We start from the raw sequence: 24656 nt of genomic DNA, 5'->3' as shown, positions 1-24656 counted from the left end.
ATTAATAATCGAGTATCGATGCTGTTTGCTGCTTGACTGAACAGGCAAAAAAAAGCCCGCTGTATCGCGTACCAGCGGGCCCGAGTACCACTACAGAGCTTACAACTAATCCATAAAACTTACGGAGCCGGCAAAATCCGATTCTGCGGGCCGGGGGCTACAGTACCGTTAGCGGTAAAGTAGTTTTCCAACGCATCCAGATCCAGCGCGCCGCCCAAGCGGTTAGTGCCTTGCGTCAACACATAGTATTGGTCGCCACCGTCCGCCATGAAATTATTCACAGTAACTCGATAGCTGGCGGCTGGGTCTACCACGACACCGTTGATCTTGATACTGGCTGGATCGACGTTATCGCAAGCTGTGCCTTTTTCTTTCCATTCGTAACTAAAGCCATTAGACACTTGCATGATACGGTTGAACGCTTGGCCCGCAACTGGTGCACCGGCCGGATAGCCGACGGTACAACCGGTGAATTGTTGCTCCAGCAAAGTGTGGATTTGCGTGCCGGTCAAGGTCAGTGTCACTAAGGTGTTGCCGAAGGGTTGTACGGTAAAGGCTTCGGCGTAAGTGACCTTGCCGTCGCCTTCCGCAGCAGTGCTGGACGGAAAGGTCAAATCGGCGCGGATGCCGCCGGGGTTCATGAATGACACCACCGCTTCGCCGAAGCCGACGTTTTGGGTTGCTAACAATTGCGCATCGGCAATCACATCGCCCAAAGCCGATTCGCCGGCAGCGCTAGCGGTTCTGGTAATCGCTGCGCTGATGTTGCCGATCACTCGGTTAGCAATAGGTGTGGACAGGGCTTTGTAATTGTCGACGATGGTTTTAATCGCCGCATTCGGTGTGATGGCCGTGTTGCTGCGATCAACGACAATGTTTTCGGCGCTGACGCTGCTGACTTCGCCGTTGACGGTGCTGATAGCGACATCAATGTCGGTCAATACCCGGCCTTGCGAATTGGCGCTGGTTACTGAAATCAAGCGGCCGGCTTTGTTGGCGATTTGGCAGTTATAAGCTTGATGAGTGTGACCGGAAATCACCAAATCCACTTCGTCGTCCAATTGATTGACGATGGATTTGATCGGCGAGCCATTCAAGCCGCCATCGCAATTGTTGATTGTAGAGGCACTTTGGGTGACCGGTATCGTGCCGCCTTGGTGAATCATCACCACCACCGCTTCGACGCCGCGTGCGCGCAATTTTGGAATCAGGGCATTCACAGTCGCCGCTTCGTCTTTGAACTCCAGGCCGGCCACGCCGGTGGGGGTGACGATGGTAGGGGTTTCTTTCAAGGTCATGCCGATAAAGCCGACCCGCACGCCGCCGATGACTTTGATCGCGTATTGCGGGAACAGGGTTTTGCCGGAGGCGGTGTCGACCACGTTGGCAGCCAGGAATTTGAAATCCGCGCCTTCAAAAGGCACCGGCGTGCCGACTGAAGCGCCTTGGCAGGAGTTAGGATCGGTCGGATGACAGCCGCCGTTTTGCATGCGTTTTAATTCAGTCTTGCCTTCGTCGAATTCATGGTTACCGACCGCGTTGAATTCCAGGCCCAGACGGTTCATGGTTTCGATGGTCGGTTCGTCATGAAACAACGCGGAAACCAGCGGCGTCGCGCCGATGATGTCGCCTGCCGATACCACGACAGTGCTCGGGTTTTGGTTTTTTAATTCGTTGATATAGCCGGCCATCCAATCCACGCCGCCGACCGGAATATTGGTGGATGCCGCGCTGGTGGGTGTTTGCCGGAAGGTGCCCGGCGATTCCAATTGGCCGTGGAAATCGTTGAAGGCGACGATTTTTATCGTGGTGGTGGGGATGGTGGTCACAGCATTGGCCGCGCCCAGTGTGCCCAAGCCCAATGCGATGCCTATGGCTAGTTTGTTTAATTTCATTGGTTTAACCCTTATTTAGTGGATTTGCGGCGACGAGAGACCAAGCCCAGCAGGCCGGCGCCGGCGGCATATAAACCGGCAGCGGCAGGCAGTGGCACGGCGGTCAGGCTGACAGCGCCGACGGTGGCGTTAATCTCGGCGGAGGTATTGTCCAGAGCGGATTGGATCAGCAGGCCGCTGATTTGGTAACTGCCGGCACCCAGCAGAAATTCGCCGCGGCTGTAGTCTGAGCTGGCGTAAGCCAAGTCAAAATCGCTGTAAACAGAAGTTGGATAATTGTTAACGGCGGCCGAGGTTTCACCGATTACGCTGGCCGTGTTAAAAATCTTGAATCTATCACCAGCGAAGCCGGCGTCCACTACGCGCAAAATCGCCGAGCCGGTTAAGGTGAATTCAAAGCTTAAAGCATTGTTATCCAGGTCTATCCATTCCAGACCGCCGGAATTAGACACCGAATTGTCTACGTCGAACGCATGCCAAGCGCCGTCGGCATTAAGGGTAATCGCCTCGGCTTGCGTGCAGATTGCCGACAGCAATGCTGCGGCAATAACAGATATTTTGATCATTTAGAGTGCTCCGATAAAGACAGCGCGTGCGTTTTTGTTATAAGTCACAGGCTGCTCGTTCATTTGGGGTTGAGAAATTTCTATCGCTATGGGTAAAGCAAGTACAGCCTAAGGAAATTTTGTGATGAACTTGTGATTGCTAAATGAAGATTTCGTGAAATGTAATACAAATGTGTTGCCGGCTTTCTAGCGGCGGTGGTTTCAGACTGTTAGGCCTGAATGTGAGCAATAAAATTTGGGGAATGAAGATATTTAAGGGCTGGGTGAATAGGATAAGTGTCGCTATCGCGACGGGTGTTTTGAAGTCGGGTCTCGGCCCGACAGCCGAGATACTTTCTTTTGCTCCGCCAAAAGAAAGTATCCAAAGAAAAGGCGGCCCGGATGCCGCTTTGATCCTGCGCGCCGAAGGGTTTGAACGGGGTTGCCTGAAGGGGCTTCCCAGCCCCTGCATGCAACGCGCCGCATCCCTGCGGCGCCCCTGACGGGCGAATCCGTTCAAACCCTCCGGTGCTCGGCGCGGCATATGGGAGAAAACCCCGCCGTGAAGTTTAAACCCAGCTAATATTTGCGCAGTTTTGTAGGGCTCATTAGCGTTAGGGTAATACGCCGAATGCTTTAAGGCCAAATGCGGCAAAATACGGCTGCGCCTATTGACGCCCTACGAATTGCGCCTTGGGGCCTTAAATATAACTTGGCCCGAAATGCAGAACGGCGATAGCCGTGGAACTTTTTGGGCTCAAATTGATACGCTCGTTATGTGTTTTCATCTTCAATTTCATCAATGAACACATCTTTTCGAAAATCCTTGAAGCAAAGCCAAAACCAACCATGCGACGTTGAAAACAACTCGAAGATCTCTTCATATAGAGTGCTGATTTGACTCAGTTTACCTTTCAACTCTACAAGTGAAGTTTGCTTCGTGAGATTGTGAAAAACATTGTTTCTGAGCGAGTTCATTATCCTACACTTTTCAATGAACTCTGTTTTCCCTTCAAATTCGACGGCAAACTCTAACTGAGAAAGAACTTGACCTGCCATCTGTTGCTTTGGTTTTGGGAAATCGATGCCTGTTGGATAACATGAAAGTTGAATGAAAAACTCGGAATCTTTAACGAGCAGCTTGGCCATCTCATCGCATAACTGGTGATAGATTGTTAACGCGGCCAGGTAACCTTCTAAAGTATCAAGCGCATTCGCGTCATCAGCTAATGTATCGAGATCAGAAAGATGACTTGAGTTCTCAAAGCTAGGCCATTGGGAAGAATTTCTGATCCTGTTTACGATGTTGGTCATTTCCCTTTCACTCATAACGTAATGTATACGACATTAGATGTCCAAAAATCCTATGCAGTTGTCGTATAACTCCATTTATTTATGCTTAAGTAATTGATTCAATGTGTGGTTGTGACTTTAACAACCCAAGTGGGGTTGAAAAATACGACACTTCAAAAGTACAGGAATATATCATCCTTGGCACCTTGCTTCTAGTGAATAGAGTATGGATATATCTTTGGTTTCGATCAGTCTGTTTTATATCTGTCTGCAATGCGAAACTAAGCTGCCAATTCAATAACTGTCCTATCAGGCCGCTTGGATCGGTTTTTTCTCGTTATTCCGCCCCGAGCATCGGAGCTTTTGGCGAGAATAGCCCGCAGGGGAGCGGCAAGGATGCCGCTCGTTTTCGGAGGGGCAGGAAGCCCCTTCCGAAAACCCTCGGCAAAAGCGAGAAGCGGAGGATTAAGGCGGAATGTCGGGTGGCTTTTTCTTTGAATACTTTCTTTTGGCCACGCAAAAGAAAGTATTTCGGTTGTCGGTCCGAGAACCGACATTAGATAAAACCGTCGCGTTAGCGACACAAAATCCTCAACGGATTAAATCAAGTTTTAGCCTCGCTTCCGCCGAAACCCACCCAAACTCACCACCACCCCACTAACAAACATCAACAAAGACGGCGGCAATGGCACGGCCGCGATGTCGAAGCTGCGGCTGGCATTAATCGCCATCGGACCTTGGTTCAAAAAGATCAGGCCTTGATTGAAGTCGGACAAATCGGAAGCGATAGCCAACGAAACTTGGCCGGTTGCCAAGGCTTTAAAATGCAAAGTCGCCAGATTGAATAACAGTGTGTTGGATGGATCGCTGCTTATGCCGGGAAACGCCGAGCCGGCCGCATGTAGATTGACCAGCAAGCTATCGTCGGAAAACAGCGGATTGACGGTGCTGCCTTGAAACTCCAACAGACCGGAGATCGAGCTGGCGGCGTTTAAGCCAAAAGCCAATAACTCATCGCTGTTGTCGCCGGCGAAGAGGTCGTGCGCGACCACTTCAATAGCGAACACGTCGCCGACGTGAATCGGGTTACTGGCGCTTTCCAGACTGAAGGAGATGTTTGCAGCCTGGCAATTGGCTGTCGTCAGCAGCAAGCTGGCGCCGCATAACGCCAGCATATGAATCAAGTTTTTCATATCGTTATCCTAAAATTGTGTATCCAAGACCACCGGCAAAGGGTTTGCCGGTGGTGATCCGGGTTATTGAGCGCTAGCGGACGCGGTATAGCTGTTGTAATAGCCGTACCAGATTCGATAATCGGCGTAAGTCACGCAACCGGTTTTGTCATAGTCAGCCTCACGGTTAAAACCAACCTTACCGCTGCATTTACCGACTTGGGCTTTGATCAGGCCAGCGTCGTTGTTATCGACATCGCCGTCGTTATCCAGGTCACCGGGCACGAACAGTTTGATCAACAGCGGGTCGTGATCGGATGAACGATAGGCATCGGCCGCATAGAAGCTGGTTACCTGATTTGCCGATTTGAACTCCGTGTTGTAATCCAGGGATCTCGGTTCGTCGGCATTGATATGCCATTCGGCGACACTTTTGACTTGCGACGCTAGCGCGGTGTTTGCCAGGGCGTGGTCCAGATAACCGGCCGCGCCGTCGAACACATAGCTGTATGCGGCTTGATTGCCGACGAAGGTCTCCAGCAGATTTTGATAACCAGCGTTTTTCAAGGCGCTGATCGGGTCTTCCTGTGCATAGCTGTTTAAGTCGCCGATGATCAAGGCGTTGCTGACACCGCTGTGGGTAGGATCGCTAGCCAACCAGCTTGCTAGGGCTTGCGCGGCATCGGTGCGGGTTTGGTTGCAATTGCCCTGGCCGTCGCCGGTATCCGGATCGTTAACATCGTCGCAAGCCGAACCTTTGGATTTAAGGTGGTTCACGGCCACTGTCAGCAGTTTGTTGGAGGCTTTGTCCAAGAAGGTTTGGGCAAGGGCCGGACGGTTTTTGGTGTCGATAAATAAGGGGTTGACCGAGGAATCCAAAATAGCTACCGAGCCGGACGGCGAAACCTTTGCAGGTTTATAGATAATACCCACGGCGATTTCGTCGGTACCGACTTTGCTCAAGCCTGGATTGATGAAGGCGTAAGTGCCGGCGCCGGCCAGTTGATTCAAACCGTTCACCAGATCGGCAATAGCGCTGCTGCTGCCGTAACCGTCGTTTTCGATTTCCATCAAGCCGATGACGTCAGCGTTCAAGGCATGAATGGCCGGAATGATTTTGGCGCGCTGACGATTAAACTCCGCTAGCGTATCCGCGCCGCGAGAAGTTGGGAAGCCTGCGCCCAGGCCGTTGCCGTTAAAGTAATTCAACACGTTAAAGCTAGCGACTTTCAGAGAACCCAAGCTTGATAAGGTCGGAGCCGGGCTGCGGCTGTTGTCGGCGACAAAGGTCAATGGCTGAGTCGGTTGCAGGCGGTACACGCCAAAGTCGTAAGCCAATACACCGGTAGCTCCAACTACTGAGTCGCCGCTGCGCAACGGAGTAGCGGCGCTCAAACCAGTTGGTTGCGGGTAAATCACCGGATCCGGATTTTGCACATTGATGCCGTCGTCAACCAGTAATTGGTTGGCTAAATTTTGCGCGGCGACATCGATAGCCGCCTGGCCGGGCGTGGCTACTTGCGTGGGCGTCAACAAGCGACCGCCGGATGACAGCAAGAATTCGCCGAAGCGGCCCAGGTTGAAGTTTTCGGTGACGGTCAGGGTTTGCGGCAATTGAATCAGCATGCCTTCCCAGCGCTCGGGATCATTGCCGGCGCTGTCGAAAGGCAGGTTGACTTCAACCGCGGCTGGCAAGGTATTGCCGGAAGAACAGACATCGACCGAGCTGACGGCTTCTAGGCGGGTCATAGAGAATGTTTCGGTCACGGTGCCGACGATGTGTACTTTGTCGCCGACATTAACCGGCAGGCTGGACGAGACGAACAAGCCTTCGGAGGTCGCGTCGTTAGCATCCGCACCGCTAACTTGTTGTACGAAAAAACCGTTTAAATTCGTGCTGCCTTGGAAATCGGCGCTAACAACGGCTTCCACATGTTGCACGCTGCCGCTCAAGGGACTAACGCTGCTTGTGCCTTGGATTGCGCTAATTAGCGTTGCGGCTTGGCCGCATTGGGAGACGGGTGGCGGTGGTGGGGTGACGCCGCCGAAGTTCTGGCCGTTGTTGATTGCTGCAAAGGAACTTGTCGATTCCGCGTTCCAGGTAAAGTCTTCGTAACTAGTGCCGCTGCCTTGTAATTGTAGCGATTGGCCGCTGGCTGTATTGCCGGGTTCCGAAACGCCAATGTCGATGCTGTTCATGCCGGTAGCCGGACCGTCAGCAGCAATGAAAGAACCTTCATAGCTTAAAAATTGTACGACTGTGCTGCCATTGACCAATGCAATTCCGTCTGGTGCGCCATTTTCTATCCCGCTGATAGAAAAGCTTAGAGTGCCAACGCCGTTACCGGATTGGTCGCCGATGGTTCCGCTGAGTGCAGTGGTTTTGTAAACTTTGCGAATGGTGCTGTTCCCGTTGTAAAACACCAACGACCAACCGCTTAAATTAGTACCTGCGGGTCCGACAATCTCCACCGCTTCGCCGGTATCAGCGCCGCCGTTGTCGTAATGTATTTCGTTGATAAACACCGGCGTGGCAGCCTGGGCGTTGCCGAAAAAACTGAGGGCACTCACTGCCGCCAGCAGCGGATAGCTGCGGATATGCTTTGCGATCATGGTCGGATGGTCTCTGTGCTTAAAAATCAGTAAACAGGCCTTGGGCCTGAGCTGACTCGCAGAGAAACGCACTCGTCGGTCTAAGGGGGAAGGCGACGAGCGCGTCATTGGGTAATTTCCCAAAATTCTGCAAGCCCGGTCACATTTTCCGGGATAACAGAGGCGGGAGGGTTAAGATACCGTGACGGTTTAGCGAAGTTTTTGTGACATGTAATACAAACGCCAATCAGGCCAGTCGTGCTAAGGGTTTAGCAATTAGCCGGATGACGGTTTAGCCAAGGTGCGGCAATTCTCCGTCATGCTGCTGCGTTAATTGCGGCGTTTCTTGCGCCAGCCAGCGGATCAATTCCAGTCTGCCGTCCTGATGTTCGACAATCGCCGTGCAGCTTTCCACGAAGTCGCCGGTATTGACGTACAAAAAGCCTTCTATTTCCTTGATTTCGGCATGATGGATATGCCCACAGATTACGCCGTCCAGGCCTTCGTTTTTTAGAGTGCGAACAATACTTTCCTCGTAATCGGAAATAAATTGCACCACATTCTTGACTTTGAACTTCACAAAGGCGGCCAATGAGAAGTGCGATTGCCTACCGAACAGGCGTCTAAACAGGCGCAGGAAGCGGTTGATTTCTATCAGCCAGTCGTAACCCAAACTGCCGATCTTTGCCAGCCACTGGTGATGTTTGGCGATAGTGTCGTATTCGTCGCCATGCACGATCAGGAAGCGTTTGCCCTTTGCGGTGGTGTGAATGTCCGAGTTTTTCACGACGATGTCGCCGAACACGTAATCGTCGTAATCGCGGACGTTTTCGTCGTGGTTACCGGGTACGTAGATAATTTGCGTGCCGTGTCTGGCTTTACGCAGGATTTTTTGAATGATGGTGTTGTGATCGCGCGGCCAGTACATTTTTTTGGACAAGGCCCAAAAATCGATGATGTCGCCGACCAGGTACAGTTTTTCGCTGTCGTTATGTTTTAAAAAATCCAGCAGGGCATCGGCTTGGCATTGGGTCGAGCCAATGTGCAGGTCGGAAATCCATATGGTGCGATAAAAAGAGGTATTCATAAGCAAACGCCAAATATTGGTATCGGACGTAGGCTATTCTTGTCTGCGTTTATGACAACAGCATGACAGAGTCTGCTTGTCGCTTTTTTGCCGGTGAATGTGGGCCACGGATTTTTTTGGGGGCTTTTTGCAGGCTTTAGACTATGGCTGTTAGAAATATGTTTTTTAAAAACAATAGCTAACGAGCCACGTTTCGCGTGTCTGACAGGGTTATGTCACATTCCTGTAATGTACTTGTTCTAAGGTTTGTTTATTACCGAGACCCTGGCTAAACAAGCAAGAGAACTGACGATGACGAAGCAAACAGACACACCCAATAATGTGCATACCTTACATGCGTATGACACCGATTTGGGGCATATGCACAGTTTGATGCTGGATATGACGGACCTTTTGGTTTATCAGCTGGAGCAGGCGATGCAGGCCCTGGATTACGGCGACGGCGAACTGGCGCAAAAAGTCGTTTCGCGGCATAAAAAGGTCAAACATTTCGAAAGCAAGATTGATGGCGAAGTATTGAACATCATTGCCCGGCATTGTCCGGTGGCAAATGATCTGCGCTATGTGTTGTCAACATCGAAAATCGCGGTGGAGCTGGAGAAAATCGGTGTCGAGATTGTCGAGTTCGCCAAGCTGATTACGGTGTTGTTCGACCCGAACACTAGCGACCCCAATCAAAAGCTGCTGACGGACATAGTAAAAATGGGTGGTTTAATCAAGCTGATTTTGGATAAACTGATGGTGGTTTTCGAAAGTCGGGATTCCAAGCAGGCTTACGCCCTGTTGCAATGCGACAGGGATTGCGAGTCGGAATTGCAGGAGGGTATCAAGCATCAACTAACCTTAGTATTGCACGATGCCCGCATGATCCGCCGAGCTCTGGATGTGATGCAAATGATGAAAGCCATGGAGCGTTGCGGCGAGCATTGCCGGAACATCGCCGAGCACGCGATTTTCATGTTGGACGGTATTGATGTGCGGCATGGCGGTCTAGCGATTAAGGAAAGTTGCATTAACAATCCCAGCTGATTAAGCGGCCAAGCCGACCGCATGGCTTTAGAGGCGATCTTTGACAACGAATCCCGTTACCAAAAACACTTATTTGCAAGACGCCGTGGTCGATGAGGTCCTGAGAGAATTGATGGACATTCGCGCGGAAATGATTGCCGAAACCGCGGGGTGTCAACAGCGTATCGATCAAGTGGAGGGCAATAACCGGGATAGCGCCCGTAATATGCTGCATTATCTAGCGCTGCGCCGCCGCGACCTCAGGCCCTTGCAACTAAAACTGGCTGCCCTGGGGCTGTCGTCGTTGGGGCGAGCGGAATCGCATGTATTGGCAACCATCGATGCGGTTTTGGAGGTTTTGCATCGCTTAACCGGACAGGAGTGGGTGCCGCCTAATCAAGAGACGGTAGTGGTGGATTTTGCCGCCGGCGAGCGATTGCTGGTCGACCATACTCATTGCTTGTTGGGGGAGGCTGCAAATGGCCGCGGCGTGCGGATCATGGTGACCATGCCCAGCGAAGCGGCGGAAGACTATTCGCTAATTCATCATCTGCTTGAGCAAGGCATGGATTGTATGCGGATCAATTGCGCCCATGATGACACGGTGGCATGGATGCAAATGATAGCTCATCTGCGACAAGCCGAGCGTGCGCTGGGCAAAACTTGTCGTGTCGTGATGGATCTGGCCGGTCCCAAGTTGCGGACCGGCCCGCTCGATCCCCGATTAGCGGTATTGCGAATTCGTCCGACGCACGACGACCACGGCCGACTCATCGCGCCGGCGCGCGTCTGGTTAACGGACGTGTCGCAACCCGCTGCTCCGCCTTCACCCGCTAATGCCTGTTTGCTATTGCCAGGCGAATGGCTACGCCGTTTATACCTGGGTGAGCAACTGAAATTCACCGATGCCCGCGGCGCGAAACGAAACCTGACAGTGGTTGACATTACTGAGCAGGGTTATTGGGCGGAGGCGACGCAAAGCGCTTATATCGTTCCCGGCACGGTTTTGAATCACGAGCGTAAGGTGGCTCATGCCGATGATCGCCAAGTGACTATCAATCTGTTACCGCAAGCTGAAAATGCCATTTTGCTAAAACAGGACGATTTGTTGATCTTAACGCGTGACCTGGCGCCCGGTCGGCCGGCAACTTATGACAGTAGCGGCCAGGTGCTGACGCCGGCCATGATCGGTTGCTCCATTCCGGAGATTTTTGACGATGTTCGAGCGGGAGAGCCGATCTGGTTCGATGATGGCAAAATTGGTGGCGTGATCGATAGAGTTGAGTTTGCCCAAGTTCTGGTCAGAATCACCCATGTGCGTGCGCGCGGTGAAAAACTGAGAGGCGATAAGGGGATCAATCTGCCCGAGAGCAGACTAGGGATCAGTGCGTTGACGGCCAAGGATATCGAAGATCTGGGTTTCGTGGTCGAAAACGCTGATGTCGTGGAATTGTCTTTTGCCAATAGCGCGCATGATGTCGAGTTGCTGCATGAGCATATGGCGCGTCTGGGGGATAGACGGCCGGCGATCGTGCTAAAAATTGAAACCAGGCGGGCGTTCGAAAACTTGCCGGCCATGTTGCTGGCTGCTATGCGAGCGCCTTGTTGCGGGGTGATGATTGCTCGTGGCGATTTGGCTGTGGAGTGTGGGTTTGAACGGCTGGCCGAAGTGCAGGAAGAAATATTATGGATCTGCGAAGCTGCCCATGTGCCGGTGATCTGGGCGACGCAGGTTCTGGAAACTCTGGCCAAGGAGGGGATGCCCTCGCGGGCGGAAATTACCGATGCCGCCATGGGCGACCGGGCGGAGTGTGTGATGATCAACAAGGGGCCGCATGTGCTTAGCGCGGTGCGCGTTTTGGACGATATTCTCAGGCGTATGCAGCAGCATCAAGCCAAGAAACGCGCGATGCTTCGCGAACTGCGGCTGGCGCATACGTTGAAGCCCCAACAAGCGTCTATCAACGAGTGTAGCTTGACCGAAATCATTATTTAGCGCAGCTAGGGAGTATGGAAATGAGTCAGATGTTGCAGTTCCCGCTTCAAAATTTTGATGCTTACTGTCAAGATTTACATAAATTGCAGCTTAATCCAGGGTATATCATGTATGCAAACCGGCATGCGGGTAATGATCAACCGGCAGCCCGTTTGATCCCGCCAAATCAACTCGAAGCAGCCTTGGCGCATATCGATGCACCTTCCGACGACACCTTTAAGCAGCTGGTGCGGTTGGGTGTGTTATTGGACACGGAATGGGATCGCAGCACCGAGAATTGGGTGATCGTTTCTTTCGAAGGCTGGGAGGTGTTGCACAAGGCCTTTTGTCGGTTGAACATGAGGGTTGAGAAATCGATGATGGAGTTAATCGGGTAAACCCTACGTTCACGCACCGGTTTGTAGTGTCCTTTAAAACAAAAAAGCCAGCATTGCTGGCTTTTTTAATGTTGGTGTTTGCTAAACGGCTATTTGTGAATTTCCAAATGCAAGGCCCGGTATTCTTCGGTCAACTTATGGGTTGGCGCGTAGTGAATCAAAGGCTGAGCATCGCTATGCGACTCGCGGACTTTCACCGAGGTGGAGATTTTGGTTTCCAGTACCGGCAAACCTTCGGCGATCAGTTCATCAACCAACTGGCGGGGCAGGTTGGCTTGTTTCTGATATTGATTAACGATGACGCCTTCTACTTCCAGTCTGTCGTTATGATCGGCTTTGACTTCAGCGATGGCGCGCATCAGCGTGTATAGCGCTTCGCGGGCGAAGGTGTCGCAGTCGAAGGGAATCAGACATTTTTCGGCGGCGATTAACGCGGACAGGCTGTAAAAATTCAGGATAGGCGGGGTGTCGATATAGATTTGATCGAAGCCTTCCAACTTTTCCAGCGCCTCTTTTAACTTGTAGATCTTATGCCGAGATTCTAAACGGCTTTGTAAGCCTTCCAAATCCGAATGGGACGGCAATACGTAGAGATTAGGGAAAGGGGTTTCATGAATCAAACCGTCCAAGCCTTCCTTGCCGCCGCCGAACAGGCCGAGGCCCAGGCTATCCTTAAAAAAGTGGGCGATGGTCTTGTCGGAATCGGCGACCTTGTTGCCCAACAAGTATTGGGTGGAGTTGCCTTGCACATCGAGATCGATCACCAGGGTTTTTTTACCCTCGACGGCGCTGATGGCTGCCAGGTTACAGGTAATGGTAGATTTACCCACGCCGCCTTTCTGATTGAAAATCACCCTGCGCATAATCGCCCTCGATTGTTAAAAAATAAAAGCCCGCATTATAAGGTTAAAGCCTGCAATATCAAACGCGTGAGAAACTGTCGCCTTTACACTCGGGGCAGGCCGGTATAACGCTGGTGGACTTGAAGGCAATTTGTTTGCCGCAGGCATCGCAGACGAAAGTGCCGGGGCCGGCTACTTCACCGCTTTTATAGGGGTGGTACAGCTTGGCTTCCATCTCCAGTGCGGCCAGCTTGACCTTGGTTTTGTCGGCGATATCCATGAAGGCGTCCAAGGCGAAATTTTCGATCAAATCGATGTCAAACTTCAACCACTCGGACAGAGAATTACTGTCGTTTTGTTGCGACGGTGCGGTGGCGACATGCTCGACGTCGCGCATTACATAGTCGGCGATTTTGTTGATTTCTTCTTGCGTATGCCCGCCCAGTGCGCTGGTTTTTTCCTTGGCTATTTCCAAGGCGTCGGCGACGGTGTGCAGCGTATCGTCCAAGGCCTCGTAAAGATGGCCCATCAGATCGTCGTACGCTTTGATCAGTTTGTTTTCGCCCATGGCTGCTCCCGGTGTTGTTTTAATTTTCACGCTTTAGATTTAAGCGTCTCTAAGGTATTCTAGCGCCTTTTTACAGCAAAAGACGAATAGGATGGAAGAGCATTACAAGCCTTCGGCAATAGAGCAAAAAGTACAGGCCGACTGGGAAAAATCCGGGGTGTTTACTGCCTCTGAAGATACCGGCAAGGAAAAATACTATTGCCTATCGATGTTTCCTTATCCCAGCGGCAAGCTGCACATGGGCCACGTCCGTAACTACACCATCGGCGACGTGATCAGCCGTTTCCAACGGATGCAGGGCAAACATGTGTTGCAACCGATGGGTTGGGACGCCTTTGGTTTGCCTGCAGAAAACGCCGCCATGCAAAACAAGGTGCATCCGGCCGACTGGACCTATTCGAATATCGATTATATGCGTGACCAGCTGAAACGGCTGGGTTTTGGTTACGACTGGAGCCGCGAACTGGCGACTTGCGATCCCAGCTATTACCGTTGGGAGCAATGGTTCTTCCTGCGCTTGCTGGAAAAAGGTCTGGTTTATAAGAAAACCGCCCCGGTCAACTGGTGTCCGCACGACCAAACCGTACTGGCCAACGAACAAGTCATCGACGGCTGCTGCTGGCGCTGCGATACCCAAGTCGAGAAAAAGGAAATTTCCCAGTGGTTTTTGAAAATTACGGCTTATGCCGACGAATTGCTGACCTCGCTGGATAAACTGCCGGGGTGGCCCGAGCAGGTCAGAACCATGCAGGCCAACTGGATCGGCCGTTCCGAAGGCGTGGAAATGGATTTTGCTGTCGACGGCTTTGATGCGCCGATTCGCATCTATACCACCCGCCCCGATACCGTGATGGGGGTGACTTACGTTGCGGTGGCCGCCGAACACCCGTTGGCATTGAAAGCGGCGGAGAACAATGCCGACATCGCGGCCTTCATAGAATCCTGCAAGCAGATGGAAACCTCCGAAGCGGCGATGGAAACCATGGAAAAACGCGGCATCGCTTCCGGTTACCAGGCTGTTCATCCATTGACCGGCGCATCCGTGCCGGTATGGATTGCCAACTTCGTGTTGATGAGTTATGGCACCGGTGCGGTGATGTCTGTACCTGCGCACGATCAGCGCGATTATGAATTTGCGAAGAGATATGGCATTGCCATCAAGGAAGTTATTGCCGCAGCCGATGGTGCGGACGACAGTGTCAGCGAAAAAGCGTTTACCGAAAAAGGTGTGTTGAAAAATTCCGGCGAATTCGACTGCTTGAATTTCAAGCAAGCCTTCGATGCCATCGCCGCCAAACTGGCCGGCTTGGGCAAGGGCGAACGCAAAACTAATTTCCGATTGCGCGACTGGGGCGTTTCTCGGCAACGCTATTGGGGCGCGCCGATTCCGGTGATTTATTGTGACGACTGCGGCACGGTGCCGGTGCCGGACGATCAGTTGCCGGTGACCTTGCCGCGCGACGTCGTGCTGGACGGCTCGCAATCGCCGCTGGCTGCGCATCCGACTTTCCCGCATACCTCTTGTCCCAAATGCGGCAAACCTGCCCGGCGCGAGACCGATACCTTCGATACCTTTATGGAATCGTCCTGGTATTTCGCCCGTTACGCCAGCCAGGATTGCGACAGCGCGATGCTGGACCAGCGCGCTAATTACTGGCTGCCGGTCGATCATTATATCGGCGGCATCGAACATGCGATTTTGCATTTGCTGTACGCGCGTTTTTTCACCAAGCTGATGCGCGACGAAGGCTTGGTGGCCTGCGACGAGCCGTTCAAGAACTTGCTGACGCAAGGCATGGTGATTGCTGAAACCTTCTATCAAATTGACGATCACGGTCATAAACGCTATTTCAACCTGACCCAAATCGATGTCGAACGCGACGCCAAAGGCAAGATTATTGGCGCCAAGTTGCTGGAAGATGGTTCGCCAGTCACGGTCGGTGCAGTGGAGAAGATGTCCAAGTCGAAAAACAACGGCGTTGATCCACAGGTGTTGATCAACAAATACGGCGCCGATACGGTGCGCTTGTACACCATGTTTACTTCGCCGCCGGACCAATCGCTGGAATGGAACGATGCCGGTGTGGAAGGCGCCTTTCGTTTTCTGAAACGTTTGTGGCGGCAAGTCTATCTGCACGTCGAAGCCGGTTTACCGAATCAGTCATTGGATAAGGCAGCATTGAGCGACGATCAAAAAGTGTTGCGTCGGCAGTTGCATCAGGCTTTGCAAAAGGTCAGCGACGATATGGCGCGTCGCCACACCTTTAACACCGCGATTGCCGCCAACATGGAGTTGGTTAACGCGTTGAATAAATTTGATGACGATAGTGCCAATGGCAGGGCAACTCGCCAGGAAGTGCTGGAAGCCATCGTCTTGATGCTGGCCCCGATTATTCCGCATGCGTCACAAGAGCTGTGGAACGAGTTGGGCCACAACGATGACATCGTGGTGGCGGCATGGCCGGTTATTGATGAATCGGCGTTACAGCAGGATGCTATCGAAATGGTGGTGCAGGTCAATGGCAAGTTGCGCGGGAAATTATCGGTAGCGGCGACGGCTTCCAAAGAGCAAGTCGAAGCGCTGGCTCTGGCTGACGAGAACGTGCAGCGTTATCTGGAAGGTAAGCCGGTGAAAAAGCTGATTGTAGTGCCGCAAAAACTGGTGAATATCGTTGTTTAAACGCTGGATTTTCGAGAATCAGATGATGAATCACTTGAGCCGAATGGTCTTGGCCGGGGTATTGGTGCTGCTGGTTGGCTGCGGATACCATCTACGTGGCTCGATAGAGATGCCGGAAGTGCTGAAAAACATGTATGTGTTTGGCGCCTCCGTGCCCTTACAGGGCGAACTGCAAGCCATCATGAAGGCTTCGAAAGGCAAAATCGTCGGCTCCCCCAACGATGCCGGCGTGGTGGTCAAGGTGCTACGGGAAGACATGCGTAACCGGGTACTGACCATCGGCTCAACTGGTAAATCCAGCGAATCCGAACTGGAATATTATCTGCGCTTTCAATTTTTCGACAGTAAGGAAAATGCGCTGATGGACGAGCAAGTGATCGAAATTTCCAGGGAGTTTTTCAACGACCAAACCGCGGTGCTGGCGAAAGGCAACGAAGAACAATTGATTCGCAACGAAATCTATAAACAAGTGGCGCGGATGATATTAGCCAGAGCCAGGATAGCCGTCGATACGCAGAAAAAATAAGTATGCGCCTAAAGCTTGACCAGTTAACTGCCGCCTTACACAAAGAGCTGGTACCGGTTTATCTGGTTAGTGGTGATGAGCCTTTACAACTTGGCGAAGCAGCGGACGACATTCGGCGCGCGGCGCGCGAGGCTGGTTTTTCCACTCGCGAGGTCATTGCTATCGATACCGGCAACGAGTGGCCGCAATTGACCCTAGAAGCCGAATCACTTTCCATCTTTTCTGACAAAAAGCTCATCGATTTGCGCTTGCCTTCCGGCAAGCCGGGTTTGGAAGGCAGTAAAGCCCTAAGCGCGTATTGTCAGCGTCCGCCCAACGATACAATATTGCTAATCACGGCCGGTAAGCTGGATAGTGCGGCGCAGAAGTCGCAATGGTTTCAGGCCTTGGATAAAGTTGCGTGCATCGTGCAGGTCTGGCCGTTACAAGGACCGGAGTTGTTGCAGTGGTTGCAGCGCAGGGCGGAGCGGAAGGGCATGCATTTGGAAGCGGATGCGCTAAAAAGTCTGGCAGTGCGAGTCGAGGGCAACTTGCTGGCCGCGGCCCAGGAGCTTGAAAAACTGTATATCTTGCATGGGGCTAATCGTATCAACAAATCCATGGTTGAGGACGATGTGGCTGACAGCGCTCGCTTCGACGTGTTTAAATTGATGGATGCTTTGTTGTCGGGCAAGGTGAATCGAGCGGTTAAAATTCTCGCCGGGCTCAAAGCGGAAGGCGTCGCGGCGCCGGTGGTACTGTGGGCTATTAGCCGCGAAGCGCGAACGCTGGTTAATATCAAGACGGAATTGAAACGCGGCGGCAACCCAGAAGTTCTCTATAAAAAATATCAGATATGGGACAAGCGCAAGCAGTTGGTGCATGAGGCCTTGCAGAGGTTGAAGAGCAAGGAATTGCAGGATATTTTGCAAGCCAGCGCCAACGTAGATTGCCAAATCAAAGGCCAGATTACCGGCGACGAATGGGAGGGCTTGTTTAGGATTTGTTTGTTGTTTTCGAAGAGGTTACTGCTTTAGGTGCCGATCCAGAATCAATTCGTCGCCCCAGCGCTACTATTGCTTGGGCGACGAATTCGATGTACTTAGAGCTTAAGTAGCGAAAGTTTTACGTTTGCCCGCAGTCATCAAGCCGATCAGGCCCGTGCCAAACAGCCACACAGCAGCAGGTACAGGTACTGCTGTCAATTGGATCGAGCCATCTACGGCAGCAAGTACGCCGGTGCTTTTGTTTTGGCCCAAAACGCTATTAATTCCCGACAGCAAAGATGAATTGTTCAAATTGATCGAAAAAATTGAGTGGCCGCCGGTTATGCCTGGGGTGTAGACGTTGGAATCGTAGCTACCAAAAATACCGGAAAAATTTAAATCCAGTTGCTCGGCGCCTACGCCTGCTGGCGATATGACCCCGGAACCGCCGGTTACGGTGCCGGATAAAATTGCAGCTCCGTTGTTGAAGCCGCTATCGCCCGTAAAACTGTAATCGGGTGTCGTGTCAAAATACAGGTTAACTGCTCCGCCCGAGAAGCTGAAGGATTGGAAACCTGAGAAATTACTGTAGGTCCCGTTCAGGGTCGCAGCCACAGTCAATTCAAAACCCGAACCCGCGCCGGAGATATTCAATTCTGGTACATTGATGCCGGCATTGTTCAGGAAATGACCATCCACCATAGTTTGGAAATAAGCAGTAAAGGTGTTTGCACTGGTAAATTGCACTAAGGTAATGCCTGAACCAAAATCGTAAGTATCAAATGGGCCTACTATCGCTTCGTCGCCAGTAGCGTCAGGCGCGGCTGTATAATTCGCCGTTCCGGCCCATGTACTCGCCATTGAAACAGGAGCCACCAAGCTTAATCCCGCAGCCAGAAGCATGGTTTGCTTTAAACGATTTGTGAAAATATTCATATTTAAACAACCTCAAAAAATAAAAAATTACTCCCCCTCATTAGAGGCTTATACCTGTTTTTGTTATTCAATTCAAATAACCATTCTATTACACCGTTTGATCGTTGGAAGAATACGGATTACAAGCGGTGCGCCGCAGGTTTTATGCAATAAAACTAGTTGAGAGGTGAATAAAAATCGGCCTGCTGCTGGGACAGCCTTTCAAGGAAAGGCCGTCAGCGAGTGGTTTTAGAATCCGGCACAATAGGTCGGGTCATTTTTCTTACACAGAGTAAATCCGGTATTCCACAGGAAACCCGCCATGCCCGCTTGGTACTCAGATAATTCACAGTCGATAGGCCGAACGCCTTTGGTGCGGATCAACCATATCAGCCAAGGATTGAACGCGACGCTGCTGGTGAAAATTGAAGGCCGCAATCCGTCCTATTCGGTGAAATGTCGGGTCGGTGCGTCTATGGTCTGGGCCGCTGAGCGTCAAGGCTTATTAACGGCAGGTACAACTTTACTGGAAGCCACCAGCGGTAATTCCGGTATTGCGTTGGCTGCGGTGGCTGCCGCGCGTGGCATACCCATCACGTTAACGATGCCGGACAACATGAGCCAGGAGCGCCGCACATTATTATTGGCGTATGGCGCGAACCTGCTGCTGACCGATGGCGCGCTGGGTATGCGCGCGGCAGTGGAAAAGGCTGAGGCCATCGCCGCGGCCGACCCTGAGCATTATCTATTGCTGGAACAATTTAAAAACCCGGCTAATCCGGCGATACACGAACAAACTACCGGCCCGGAAATTTGGCGGGACTGCGGTGGTAAGATCGATATATTTGTAGCAGGCGTCGGCACCGGCGGTACGATTACCGGTGTGTCGCGTTATCTGAAAAAACATTGCGGTAGGCCGGTACTCAGTGTCGCTGTCGAGCCGGCCGGTAGTCCGGTATTAAGCCAGACCCGCGCCGGGTTGCCTTTGCAAGCCGTGCCGCATGGCATCCAAGGCATAGGTGCCGGCTTTGTGCCGCAGAATTTGGATTTGTCGTTGATTGACTTGATCGAGCCGGTGGAAGACGCTGAAGCCATCGCCTATACACGACGCCTTGCTAAGGAAGAGGGCATTATGGCCGGTATTTCCAGCGGCGCGGCGCTTGCTGTTGCAGTGCGTCTGGCCAAGCGTCCGGAACATGCCGGCAAGATTATCGTCGCGGTGTTGCCGGATTCCGGTGAACGTTATTTGAGCTCGTCGCTGTTCGGCGAGTAAAGAGAATGTCAGGGATAGTCGCTGTTAGCGTGCGCGAGCAATTTTAAAATGAGTGTAAGCAGAGCGATTTTTATCGGCGTTAAAGTGCGGTAACCCTGGTTTGGTATTGCGGTTTCTGATTCAATACCGGATTTTTGGCAAGACTCACGCATGAATTATTCGACCATTTTATCCGCGCTGGCCGGGGGCGCGATGATCGGGCTAGCCGCTGCCTTATTATTGTTTACCCATAAACATACCGCCGGCATCTCCGGTATCGCGGCAGGCATCTTGCCGCCCTGGCGCGAGGGCAGTGTCTGGCGCGGCTGGTTTCTGGCCGGTCTGCTGGCCAGTGCGCCCTTGTATCGCTTGAGCGGCGCAGACATCGCGCTGGATCTGGATGCCTCGCCCGGTTTGCTGGCGATTGCTGGCCTACTGGTGGGTTACGGCACCCGGCTTGGCGGCGGTTGCACCAGCGGACATGGTGTTTGCGGTATCGCCCGCTTGTCCGTGCGTTCCATCGTGGCGACGCTGACCTTCATGCTGACTGCCGGTATCACAGTATTTATTGTTCGTCACTTGCTCTAAACCGGACTTTCTCGATGAAAAATACAGTTTATTTATTCGCTTATGGCCTGCTGTTTGGTTTGGGTTTGATTCTGGCCGGCATGAGCAATCCGGCCAAAGTCTTGGCGTTTCTGGATGTGGCGGGGGCATGGGATCCTAGTTTGGCGTTGGTGATGGCTAGTGCTTTGTTGACGCTGGGGCTGGCGCGCTACTTCATGCATCGCAATAATGACACCGCTGATAGCGAGCAAGAGCCTTCCGCGCGCGTGTCGGCTGGTGTCGATGCCAAACTGCTTGTCGGTGCGGCGATATTCGGCGTCGGTTGGGGGCTGTCCGGTTTCTGTCCAGGACCGGCTCTGCTGGGATTAAGCGCCGGGGTGTTGGGTAATTATGTGTTTGTTGCGGCGATGTTTGCCGGGTTTTGGTTGTTTCGCTTGTTGCATCAACGCTAGGTAAGCTGCGGTCTGATAGAGGTATAAAACGCTAGCGGCTGGTTTTGCCGGAGATGCAAAATTGCTCGAATATGCCGGTTTTGGCAAATTATCGGCTTGGCTGGAAAGGCGTTACTACTGGATGGTCACCCGGCCATTCGAACGATCAGGGATGGGGTAGCGTTAAGTAATAATTTTTGGAGATAACGGTGGCGGATAGTGTAAAACCGACATTGAAGGACGGTAAAGTCTTAGCCGCTCAGGTAACCGACAAGATTTCCACGAAGATCGAGAAAGGTAATTTGGTAAACGTGCATGCAATTGTCGTTCACCAAACCGGCAGCAAAACATCGGCTTCGTCCTTCAGCAGCTACGAAAATGGGAAAAACGGCGCGCATTTTCTAATCGAGGTTGATGGCAGCATTTATTACACCGCGCGGGTAAATCAAAAATGTTGGCATGTCGGCGAAATTCGCAGCCGTTGTTACCAGTTTGGAAATTGCAGTACGGACGAGCTGAAAAATCTAAAAGCTATTCTTTTCGAGCAAAAGAAGTCTTACGTGGCGCGGGTAAATAAACTCTATCAGCACGAAAAAGCTAAAACGTATCCGGATCGCTATCCAACGAATGAAGATTCCATAGGCATAGAAATCGTCTCCGGTTTTTCCGCCGATAAAGGTTATGATTCGGTAAGCGACAAGCAAAATGCATCGCTCAAATGGTTGATAGGTAGCTTGGAGGAATTGTTGGGGCTGACCGCCAACGACATCTATAAACACTCCGAAGTCGGTTATAAACAACCTAGCGAAGCAAGCTCCGCAAAGTGGTAAATGTGATGCGTTCGGTTCCGACACACACAGTACGCACCGCTTTTTGGGTTTTCGCGGCCATGTTCTCGTTAAATGCCTTTGCGATTGATGGGTTTACTCAGGTGCGGGTAGTAATGGCCGGTGCCGACCAGCCTGGGGCGTTCTGCGAGGACTTTAAACTTTCCACGCCGAAAGCAAAAAGCGTTTTGCGCAAAGCCAGACCGATAACATCGGCGGAGTATCTGGAAGGCTATCTCTATTTACCCTGTTTTGTGAAAGGAACTGCGAATTTTCACGGGCGTCCCAGCAAATGGACGATACGCGCCGGTGGTAATATTTCCGTAACGCAAGACGATGGGCTGGAATTTTATTTGGGGTGCGAATCCTGCGCTAAAAGTTTTGGAATAAGCCGTTAGCGTCTCAGCAAACAGTGGAGTTGGATCGTTAGCCTAAGCCGACAATATGGATGCCAGTTTCGCGGCGGCCGGGTCCACGGGCCAATCGGCCGCATCCACCGAATCCAAGGGTAAATTGCGGATTTCAGCCTGCCACTTACGTATAAATTGCCCGTCAGGATCGTATAAGCGGGTTTGCTTTTCCAAATCAAAATGCCGCTGACCGCGCGGGTCGGCGCCCACCCCGGCCAGATATTGCCAATTACCCCAATTACTGGCCACATCGTAATCCAGCAAATGTTGCTCGAAATAAGCCGCGCCAAAGCGCCAATCCACTGCCAATTCGTTGACTAGGCAGCTGGCGACGATTTGCCGGCCGCGATTGGACATATAGCCGGTGGCGTTGAGTTGCTTCATGCAGGCGTTTACCAGCGGATAAGGCGTGTAACCGTGACACCATTTTTGAAAGCGTTCCGGATAGAAGCAGGTCAATGGCCGGCGTTGTTTGATGCCGCGAAACGCAAATAGCTGCTTGCCGTACTGATGGGCGTACCATTGAAAATACTCGCGCCAGAGCAATTCAAAATACAGCCAATAGGTTGATTCATTGGCGCCATTGTCTTGTTCGTAGCGGCGTAAACTGGAATAGATCTTTCGTACCGACAGATTGCCGTGGGCCAGCCAGGGCGAAAACTTAGTGGAATTTTCCCAACCGTCCAGTTCGTTGCGCTGGTCTTTGTAACGGCTGGGGTAGCTGCTGTGGAAATACGCTTTAAGATGTTTTTTGCCCGCCGTCTCGCCGCCATGAAACGCCAACTCGGGATCCAGCGCAGAACTGGCCGGTAAATACACCGGAAAATTCAATAGCCAATCCGATTTGGGCTCGGGACTGGGCGGCAGAGCATCGGGCGGCGGTAAGGGATGGTCGATGGGCAACTGCTCCACGCTGTCTTTGAATGGGGTGAAGGACTGCGGCAATTGGGCAAAGGGCAGGTCTTTCAGGTTGAACAGGGTTTGCGTGTCGGATTCTACAAAACGTAAACCCGGCAAATGCTTTTGCAGGGCCGGCCATTGTTGCCGTTCTTGAAAACCGCCGTGGCGGCTGCGATAAATTACCGACACGCCGTGTTTTTTGACTAGGTTGCTGATAGCCGTTGCGGGTGCTTCGTAACAAACCAGTAATTGCTGACCGACTTGCTGGAGATTTCTATCCAGGTCCTGCAGGGCTTCTTTTAAAAACCGCCAACGCTGGGTCGACAGGTTGGCCATGCCGTACTGGTTGGGTGCCAGCCAGGCCGGGTCCAGACAATAGACGCAAAGCAACTGATCGACGACCGCGCTGGCTTGTTGCAGGTTGGGATTGTCATGCACCCGCAAATCATTACCAAACCAGTAAAGCCCTATTCTGCGCATTGTCGTCTCGTCCGAATAAAAAATGCCGGCATGCCGCCGGCGAGAGGTGAGGTTTGCAACACTATTTAGCGGATAGCAGGGCGCTGATCTTCGAATCCAGCTGTTCCGGCGTCACATCGCTGGGAAAAGCCGCCACGCTGTTGCCGCTGCGATCTATCAAGTATTTATGAAAATTCCAGGCCGGTGCCTGCCCAGTGGCTTTAATTAACTTTTGGAAAAAACCGTTCGCCCCTGTCCCCTTCACCTGGCTTTTTTCCAGCATGGGGAAGGTCACGCCGTAATTGATATAGCAGACGTTAGCGGTTTTCTCCGCTTCGGCGAACTCCTGATTAAAATCGTTGGATGGGAAGCCGACTACAACCAAACCTTGATCCTTATACTTTTGATATAAGGCTTCCAGGCCTTTGAATTGCGGCGTGTAGCCGCAATTGCTGGCGGTATTGACGGCTAGGATCACTTTGCCATGAAACGCCTGGCAAAAATCGATTTGCTCACTGGAGCGAAGCTTGGTCATTTTGTAATTCAACAATTCCGGGCAAGTCTCGGCTCCGGCTACCGACACGGAGCAAGCCCATAAGCTGGCGATTAAAAACGCGGTTTTCATCATTGTTCCTCCTGATCCATTATCCTTGAGCATACCAGTACTGGCTAAAAGTCAACCTTGGCTGACTATCGCCATTAATGCGTTTGCAGCATGCCTTGCTTGACAATAAAGTCAGCGACCGCTTCCAAGCCATTGCCGGTTTTGATATTGGTAAACACGAACGGCCGCTCGCCGCGCATCTTTTTCGCATCCCGGTCCATCACTTCCAGCGAGGCGCCGACGTAAGGCGCCAGATCGATTTTATTGATCACCAATAAATCCGAGCGGGTGATGCCGGGGCCGCCCTTGCGCGGAATCTTGTCGCCGGCGGAGACGTCGATTACGTAAATCGTCAGGTCAGCCAGTTCCGGACTGAAGGTGGCGCTGAGATTGTCGCCGCCGCTTTCCACCATTACAAAATCCAGCTCTGGCCAGCGCTCGCACAACTCATCCACCGCCGCCAGATTCATCGACGCGTCTTCACGGATGGCGGTATGCGGACAGCCGCCGGTTTCCACGCCCAAAATCCGCTCTTCCGGCAAGGCCTGGCTACGAATCAAGAACTGCTGATCCTCGCGGGTGTAAATATCGTTGGTGACCACGCCGATCTCGTAATCGTCGCGCATCTTCTTGCACAAGGCATCCACCAGCGCAGTCTTGCCGGAGCCGACCGGGCCGCCGATGCCTACTCGTAATATTTGTTTATCAGTCATGTTTTCATCCAAGGTATTGAAGGTTGCTCAAA

The 24656-nt window shown here is 52.2% G+C and carries 23 protein-coding genes; 11 read left to right on the top strand and 12 right to left on the bottom strand.

What is annotated here, in order from left to right:
• Window positions 1–119 precede the first annotated feature (119 nt).
• The 6 genes from METH11B_RS0107815 to METH11B_RS0107785 form a co-directional block, all read right to left on the bottom strand.
• Window positions 120–1895, bottom strand: coding sequence for a bifunctional metallophosphatase/5'-nucleotidase (locus tag METH11B_RS0107815; protein ID WP_026601546.1), 1776 nt, complete (start codon window positions 1893–1895; stop codon window positions 120–122).
• An 11-nt stretch (window positions 1896–1906) separates the two neighbouring features.
• Window positions 1907–2461 carry a hypothetical protein gene (locus METH11B_RS0107810; RefSeq protein ID WP_026601545.1) on the bottom strand — a complete coding sequence of 185 codons (555 nt, stop codon included), beginning with the start codon at window positions 2459–2461 and terminating at the stop codon, window positions 1907–1909.
• Window positions 2462–3214: 753 nt separating this feature from the next.
• On the bottom strand, window positions 3215–3754 hold the full coding sequence (locus METH11B_RS0107800) for a hypothetical protein (RefSeq protein WP_026601543.1): 540 nt from the start codon (window positions 3752–3754) through the stop codon (window positions 3215–3217).
• Window positions 3755–4344: 590 nt separating this feature from the next.
• A complete protein-coding gene (locus METH11B_RS0107795; RefSeq protein WP_026601542.1) occupies window positions 4345–4926 on the bottom strand; it encodes a hypothetical protein in 582 nt (193 codons plus the stop codon).
• A 63-nt stretch (window positions 4927–4989) separates the two neighbouring features.
• The gene (locus METH11B_RS0107790) at window positions 4990–7518 is read right to left on the bottom strand and encodes an ExeM/NucH family extracellular endonuclease (RefSeq protein WP_026601541.1); all 2529 of its coding nucleotides are present in this window, start codon (window positions 7516–7518) and stop codon (window positions 4990–4992) included.
• Between the two features lie 271 nt (window positions 7519–7789).
• Window positions 7790–8584, bottom strand: a complete 795-nt coding sequence (locus METH11B_RS0107785) for a UDP-2,3-diacylglucosamine diphosphatase (protein WP_020482678.1) — start codon at window positions 8582–8584, stop codon at window positions 7790–7792.
• A gap of 291 nt (window positions 8585–8875) precedes the next feature.
• On the opposite strand from METH11B_RS0107785, the gene phoU reads away from it, so the two are divergent.
• Genes phoU through METH11B_RS0107770 form a run of 3 tightly spaced genes read left to right on the top strand, consistent with a single transcriptional unit; the run spans window position 8876 to window position 11965 of the window.
• Window positions 8876–9613: a phosphate signaling complex protein PhoU gene (gene phoU, locus METH11B_RS0107780; RefSeq protein ID WP_020482677.1), complete on the top strand. Its 738-nt coding sequence runs from the start codon at window positions 8876–8878 to the stop codon at window positions 9611–9613.
• Between the two features lie 40 nt (window positions 9614–9653).
• The gene (locus METH11B_RS0107775) at window positions 9654–11588 is read left to right on the top strand and encodes a pyruvate kinase (protein WP_026601540.1); all 1935 of its coding nucleotides are present in this window, start codon (window positions 9654–9656) and stop codon (window positions 11586–11588) included.
• Window positions 11589–11608: 20 nt separating this feature from the next.
• Window positions 11609–11965: a hypothetical protein gene (locus METH11B_RS0107770; RefSeq protein ID WP_020482675.1), complete on the top strand. Its 357-nt coding sequence runs from the start codon at window positions 11609–11611 to the stop codon at window positions 11963–11965.
• Between the two features lie 89 nt (window positions 11966–12054).
• Here the strand turns inward: METH11B_RS0107770 and METH11B_RS0107765 are convergent, their stop codons facing one another.
• The gene (locus tag METH11B_RS0107765; RefSeq protein WP_020482674.1) at window positions 12055–12828 is read right to left on the bottom strand and encodes a ParA family protein; all 774 of its coding nucleotides are present in this window, start codon (window positions 12826–12828) and stop codon (window positions 12055–12057) included.
• Window positions 12829–12886: 58 nt separating this feature from the next.
• A complete protein-coding gene (locus METH11B_RS0107760; RefSeq protein ID WP_020482673.1) occupies window positions 12887–13375 on the bottom strand; it encodes a zinc ribbon-containing protein in 489 nt (162 codons plus the stop codon).
• Window positions 13376–13466: 91 nt separating this feature from the next.
• On the opposite strand from METH11B_RS0107760, the gene leuS reads away from it, so the two are divergent.
• Genes leuS through holA form a run of 3 tightly spaced genes read left to right on the top strand, consistent with a single transcriptional unit; the run spans window position 13467 to window position 17597 of the window.
• The gene (gene leuS, locus METH11B_RS0107755) at window positions 13467–16055 is read left to right on the top strand and encodes a leucine--tRNA ligase (protein WP_026601539.1); all 2589 of its coding nucleotides are present in this window, start codon (window positions 13467–13469) and stop codon (window positions 16053–16055) included.
• 22 nt (window positions 16056–16077) lie between these two features.
• The gene (locus METH11B_RS0107750) at window positions 16078–16581 is read left to right on the top strand and encodes an LPS-assembly lipoprotein LptE (protein WP_231499595.1); all 504 of its coding nucleotides are present in this window, start codon (window positions 16078–16080) and stop codon (window positions 16579–16581) included.
• Window positions 16582–16583: 2 nt separating this feature from the next.
• Entirely contained in the window at window positions 16584–17597 is a 1014-nt protein-coding gene (holA, locus tag METH11B_RS0107745; RefSeq protein WP_026601537.1) for a DNA polymerase III subunit delta, read from the top strand.
• Window positions 17598–17669: 72 nt separating this feature from the next.
• Here the strand turns inward: holA and pepA are convergent, their stop codons facing one another.
• Window positions 17670–18482: a flocculation-associated PEP-CTERM protein PepA gene (pepA, locus tag METH11B_RS0107740; protein ID WP_026601536.1), complete on the bottom strand. Its 813-nt coding sequence runs from the start codon at window positions 18480–18482 to the stop codon at window positions 17670–17672.
• A gap of 301 nt (window positions 18483–18783) precedes the next feature.
• Between pepA and cysK the strand changes: the two genes are divergently transcribed.
• The 5 genes from cysK to METH11B_RS0107715 all read left to right on the top strand — a co-directional run bounded on the left by cysK (window position 18784) and on the right by METH11B_RS0107715 (window position 21936).
• Complete coding sequence (gene cysK / locus METH11B_RS0107735) at window positions 18784–19734, top strand: cysteine synthase A (RefSeq protein WP_036275696.1); 951 nt, start codon at window positions 18784–18786, stop codon at window positions 19732–19734.
• A 150-nt stretch (window positions 19735–19884) separates the two neighbouring features.
• The gene (locus METH11B_RS0107730) at window positions 19885–20301 is read left to right on the top strand and encodes a YeeE/YedE family protein (protein WP_026601534.1); all 417 of its coding nucleotides are present in this window, start codon (window positions 19885–19887) and stop codon (window positions 20299–20301) included.
• A gap of 14 nt (window positions 20302–20315) precedes the next feature.
• Window positions 20316–20732: a DUF6691 family protein gene (locus METH11B_RS0107725; RefSeq protein ID WP_026601533.1), complete on the top strand. Its 417-nt coding sequence runs from the start codon at window positions 20316–20318 to the stop codon at window positions 20730–20732.
• 188 nt (window positions 20733–20920) lie between these two features.
• On the top strand, window positions 20921–21541 hold the full coding sequence (locus tag METH11B_RS0107720) for a peptidoglycan recognition protein family protein (RefSeq protein ID WP_026601532.1): 621 nt from the start codon (window positions 20921–20923) through the stop codon (window positions 21539–21541).
• Window positions 21542–21600: 59 nt separating this feature from the next.
• The gene (locus METH11B_RS0107715) at window positions 21601–21936 is read left to right on the top strand and encodes a hypothetical protein (RefSeq protein WP_155931096.1); all 336 of its coding nucleotides are present in this window, start codon (window positions 21601–21603) and stop codon (window positions 21934–21936) included.
• Window positions 21937–21969: 33 nt separating this feature from the next.
• On the opposite strand, the gene METH11B_RS0107710 is transcribed toward METH11B_RS0107715, so the two are convergent.
• From METH11B_RS0107710 to ureG, 3 genes are all read right to left on the bottom strand, one after another.
• Window positions 21970–23328, bottom strand: coding sequence for a DASH family cryptochrome (locus METH11B_RS0107710; RefSeq protein ID WP_026601530.1), 1359 nt, complete (start codon window positions 23326–23328; stop codon window positions 21970–21972).
• Between the two features lie 61 nt (window positions 23329–23389).
• Window positions 23390–23935, bottom strand: a complete 546-nt coding sequence (locus METH11B_RS0107705) for a glutathione peroxidase (protein WP_231499594.1) — start codon at window positions 23933–23935, stop codon at window positions 23390–23392.
• Window positions 23936–24006: 71 nt separating this feature from the next.
• Window positions 24007–24624 carry an urease accessory protein UreG gene (gene ureG, locus METH11B_RS0107700; protein ID WP_020482661.1) on the bottom strand — a complete coding sequence of 206 codons (618 nt, stop codon included), beginning with the start codon at window positions 24622–24624 and terminating at the stop codon, window positions 24007–24009.
• Window positions 24625–24656: the final 32 nt, after the last annotated feature.

Source organism: Methylomonas sp. 11b, assembly GCF_000515215.1.
Lineage (GTDB): Bacteria > Pseudomonadota > Gammaproteobacteria > Methylococcales > Methylomonadaceae > Methylomonas.
The sequence above is the reverse complement of the archived record's forward strand: the minus strand, read 5'-3'. Positions and strand labels throughout refer to the sequence as shown.

Excerpts from the sequence above, each read along its gene's own strand:
- METH11B_RS0107815 (WP_026601546.1), bottom strand. The coding sequence starts at position 1,895 with ATGAAATTAAACAAACTAGCCATAGGCATCGCATTGGGCTTGGGCACA.
- METH11B_RS0107810 (WP_026601545.1), bottom strand. The coding sequence starts at position 2,461 with ATGATCAAAATATCTGTTATTGCCGCAGCATTGCTGTCGGCAATCTGC.
- METH11B_RS0107800 (WP_026601543.1), bottom strand. The coding sequence starts at position 3,754 with ATGACCAACATCGTAAACAGGATCAGAAATTCTTCCCAATGGCCTAGC.
- METH11B_RS0107795 (WP_026601542.1), bottom strand. The coding sequence starts at position 4,926 with ATGAAAAACTTGATTCATATGCTGGCGTTATGCGGCGCCAGCTTGCTG.
- METH11B_RS0107790 (WP_026601541.1), bottom strand. The coding sequence starts at position 7,518 with ATGATCGCAAAGCATATCCGCAGCTATCCGCTGCTGGCGGCAGTGAGT.
- METH11B_RS0107785 (WP_020482678.1), bottom strand. The coding sequence starts at position 8,584 with ATGAATACCTCTTTTTATCGCACCATATGGATTTCCGACCTGCACATT.
- phoU (WP_020482677.1), top strand. The coding sequence starts at position 8,876 with ATGACGAAGCAAACAGACACACCCAATAATGTGCATACCTTACATGCG.
- METH11B_RS0107770 (WP_020482675.1), top strand. The coding sequence starts at position 11,609 with ATGAGTCAGATGTTGCAGTTCCCGCTTCAAAATTTTGATGCTTACTGT.
- METH11B_RS0107765 (WP_020482674.1), bottom strand. The coding sequence starts at position 12,828 with ATGCGCAGGGTGATTTTCAATCAGAAAGGCGGCGTGGGTAAATCTACC.
- METH11B_RS0107760 (WP_020482673.1), bottom strand. The coding sequence starts at position 13,375 with ATGGGCGAAAACAAACTGATCAAAGCGTACGACGATCTGATGGGCCAT.
- leuS (WP_026601539.1), top strand. The coding sequence starts at position 13,467 with ATGGAAGAGCATTACAAGCCTTCGGCAATAGAGCAAAAAGTACAGGCC.
- METH11B_RS0107750 (WP_231499595.1), top strand. The coding sequence starts at position 16,078 with ATGATGAATCACTTGAGCCGAATGGTCTTGGCCGGGGTATTGGTGCTG.
- holA (WP_026601537.1), top strand. The coding sequence starts at position 16,584 with ATGCGCCTAAAGCTTGACCAGTTAACTGCCGCCTTACACAAAGAGCTG.
- pepA (WP_026601536.1), bottom strand. The coding sequence starts at position 18,482 with ATGAATATTTTCACAAATCGTTTAAAGCAAACCATGCTTCTGGCTGCG.
- cysK (WP_036275696.1), top strand. The coding sequence starts at position 18,784 with ATGCCCGCTTGGTACTCAGATAATTCACAGTCGATAGGCCGAACGCCT.
- METH11B_RS0107730 (WP_026601534.1), top strand. The coding sequence starts at position 19,885 with ATGAATTATTCGACCATTTTATCCGCGCTGGCCGGGGGCGCGATGATC.
- METH11B_RS0107725 (WP_026601533.1), top strand. The coding sequence starts at position 20,316 with ATGAAAAATACAGTTTATTTATTCGCTTATGGCCTGCTGTTTGGTTTG.
- METH11B_RS0107715 (WP_155931096.1), top strand. The coding sequence starts at position 21,601 with ATGTTCTCGTTAAATGCCTTTGCGATTGATGGGTTTACTCAGGTGCGG.
- METH11B_RS0107710 (WP_026601530.1), bottom strand. The coding sequence starts at position 23,328 with ATGCGCAGAATAGGGCTTTACTGGTTTGGTAATGATTTGCGGGTGCAT.
- METH11B_RS0107705 (WP_231499594.1), bottom strand. The coding sequence starts at position 23,935 with ATGATGAAAACCGCGTTTTTAATCGCCAGCTTATGGGCTTGCTCCGTG.
- ureG (WP_020482661.1), bottom strand. The coding sequence starts at position 24,624 with ATGACTGATAAACAAATATTACGAGTAGGCATCGGCGGCCCGGTCGGC.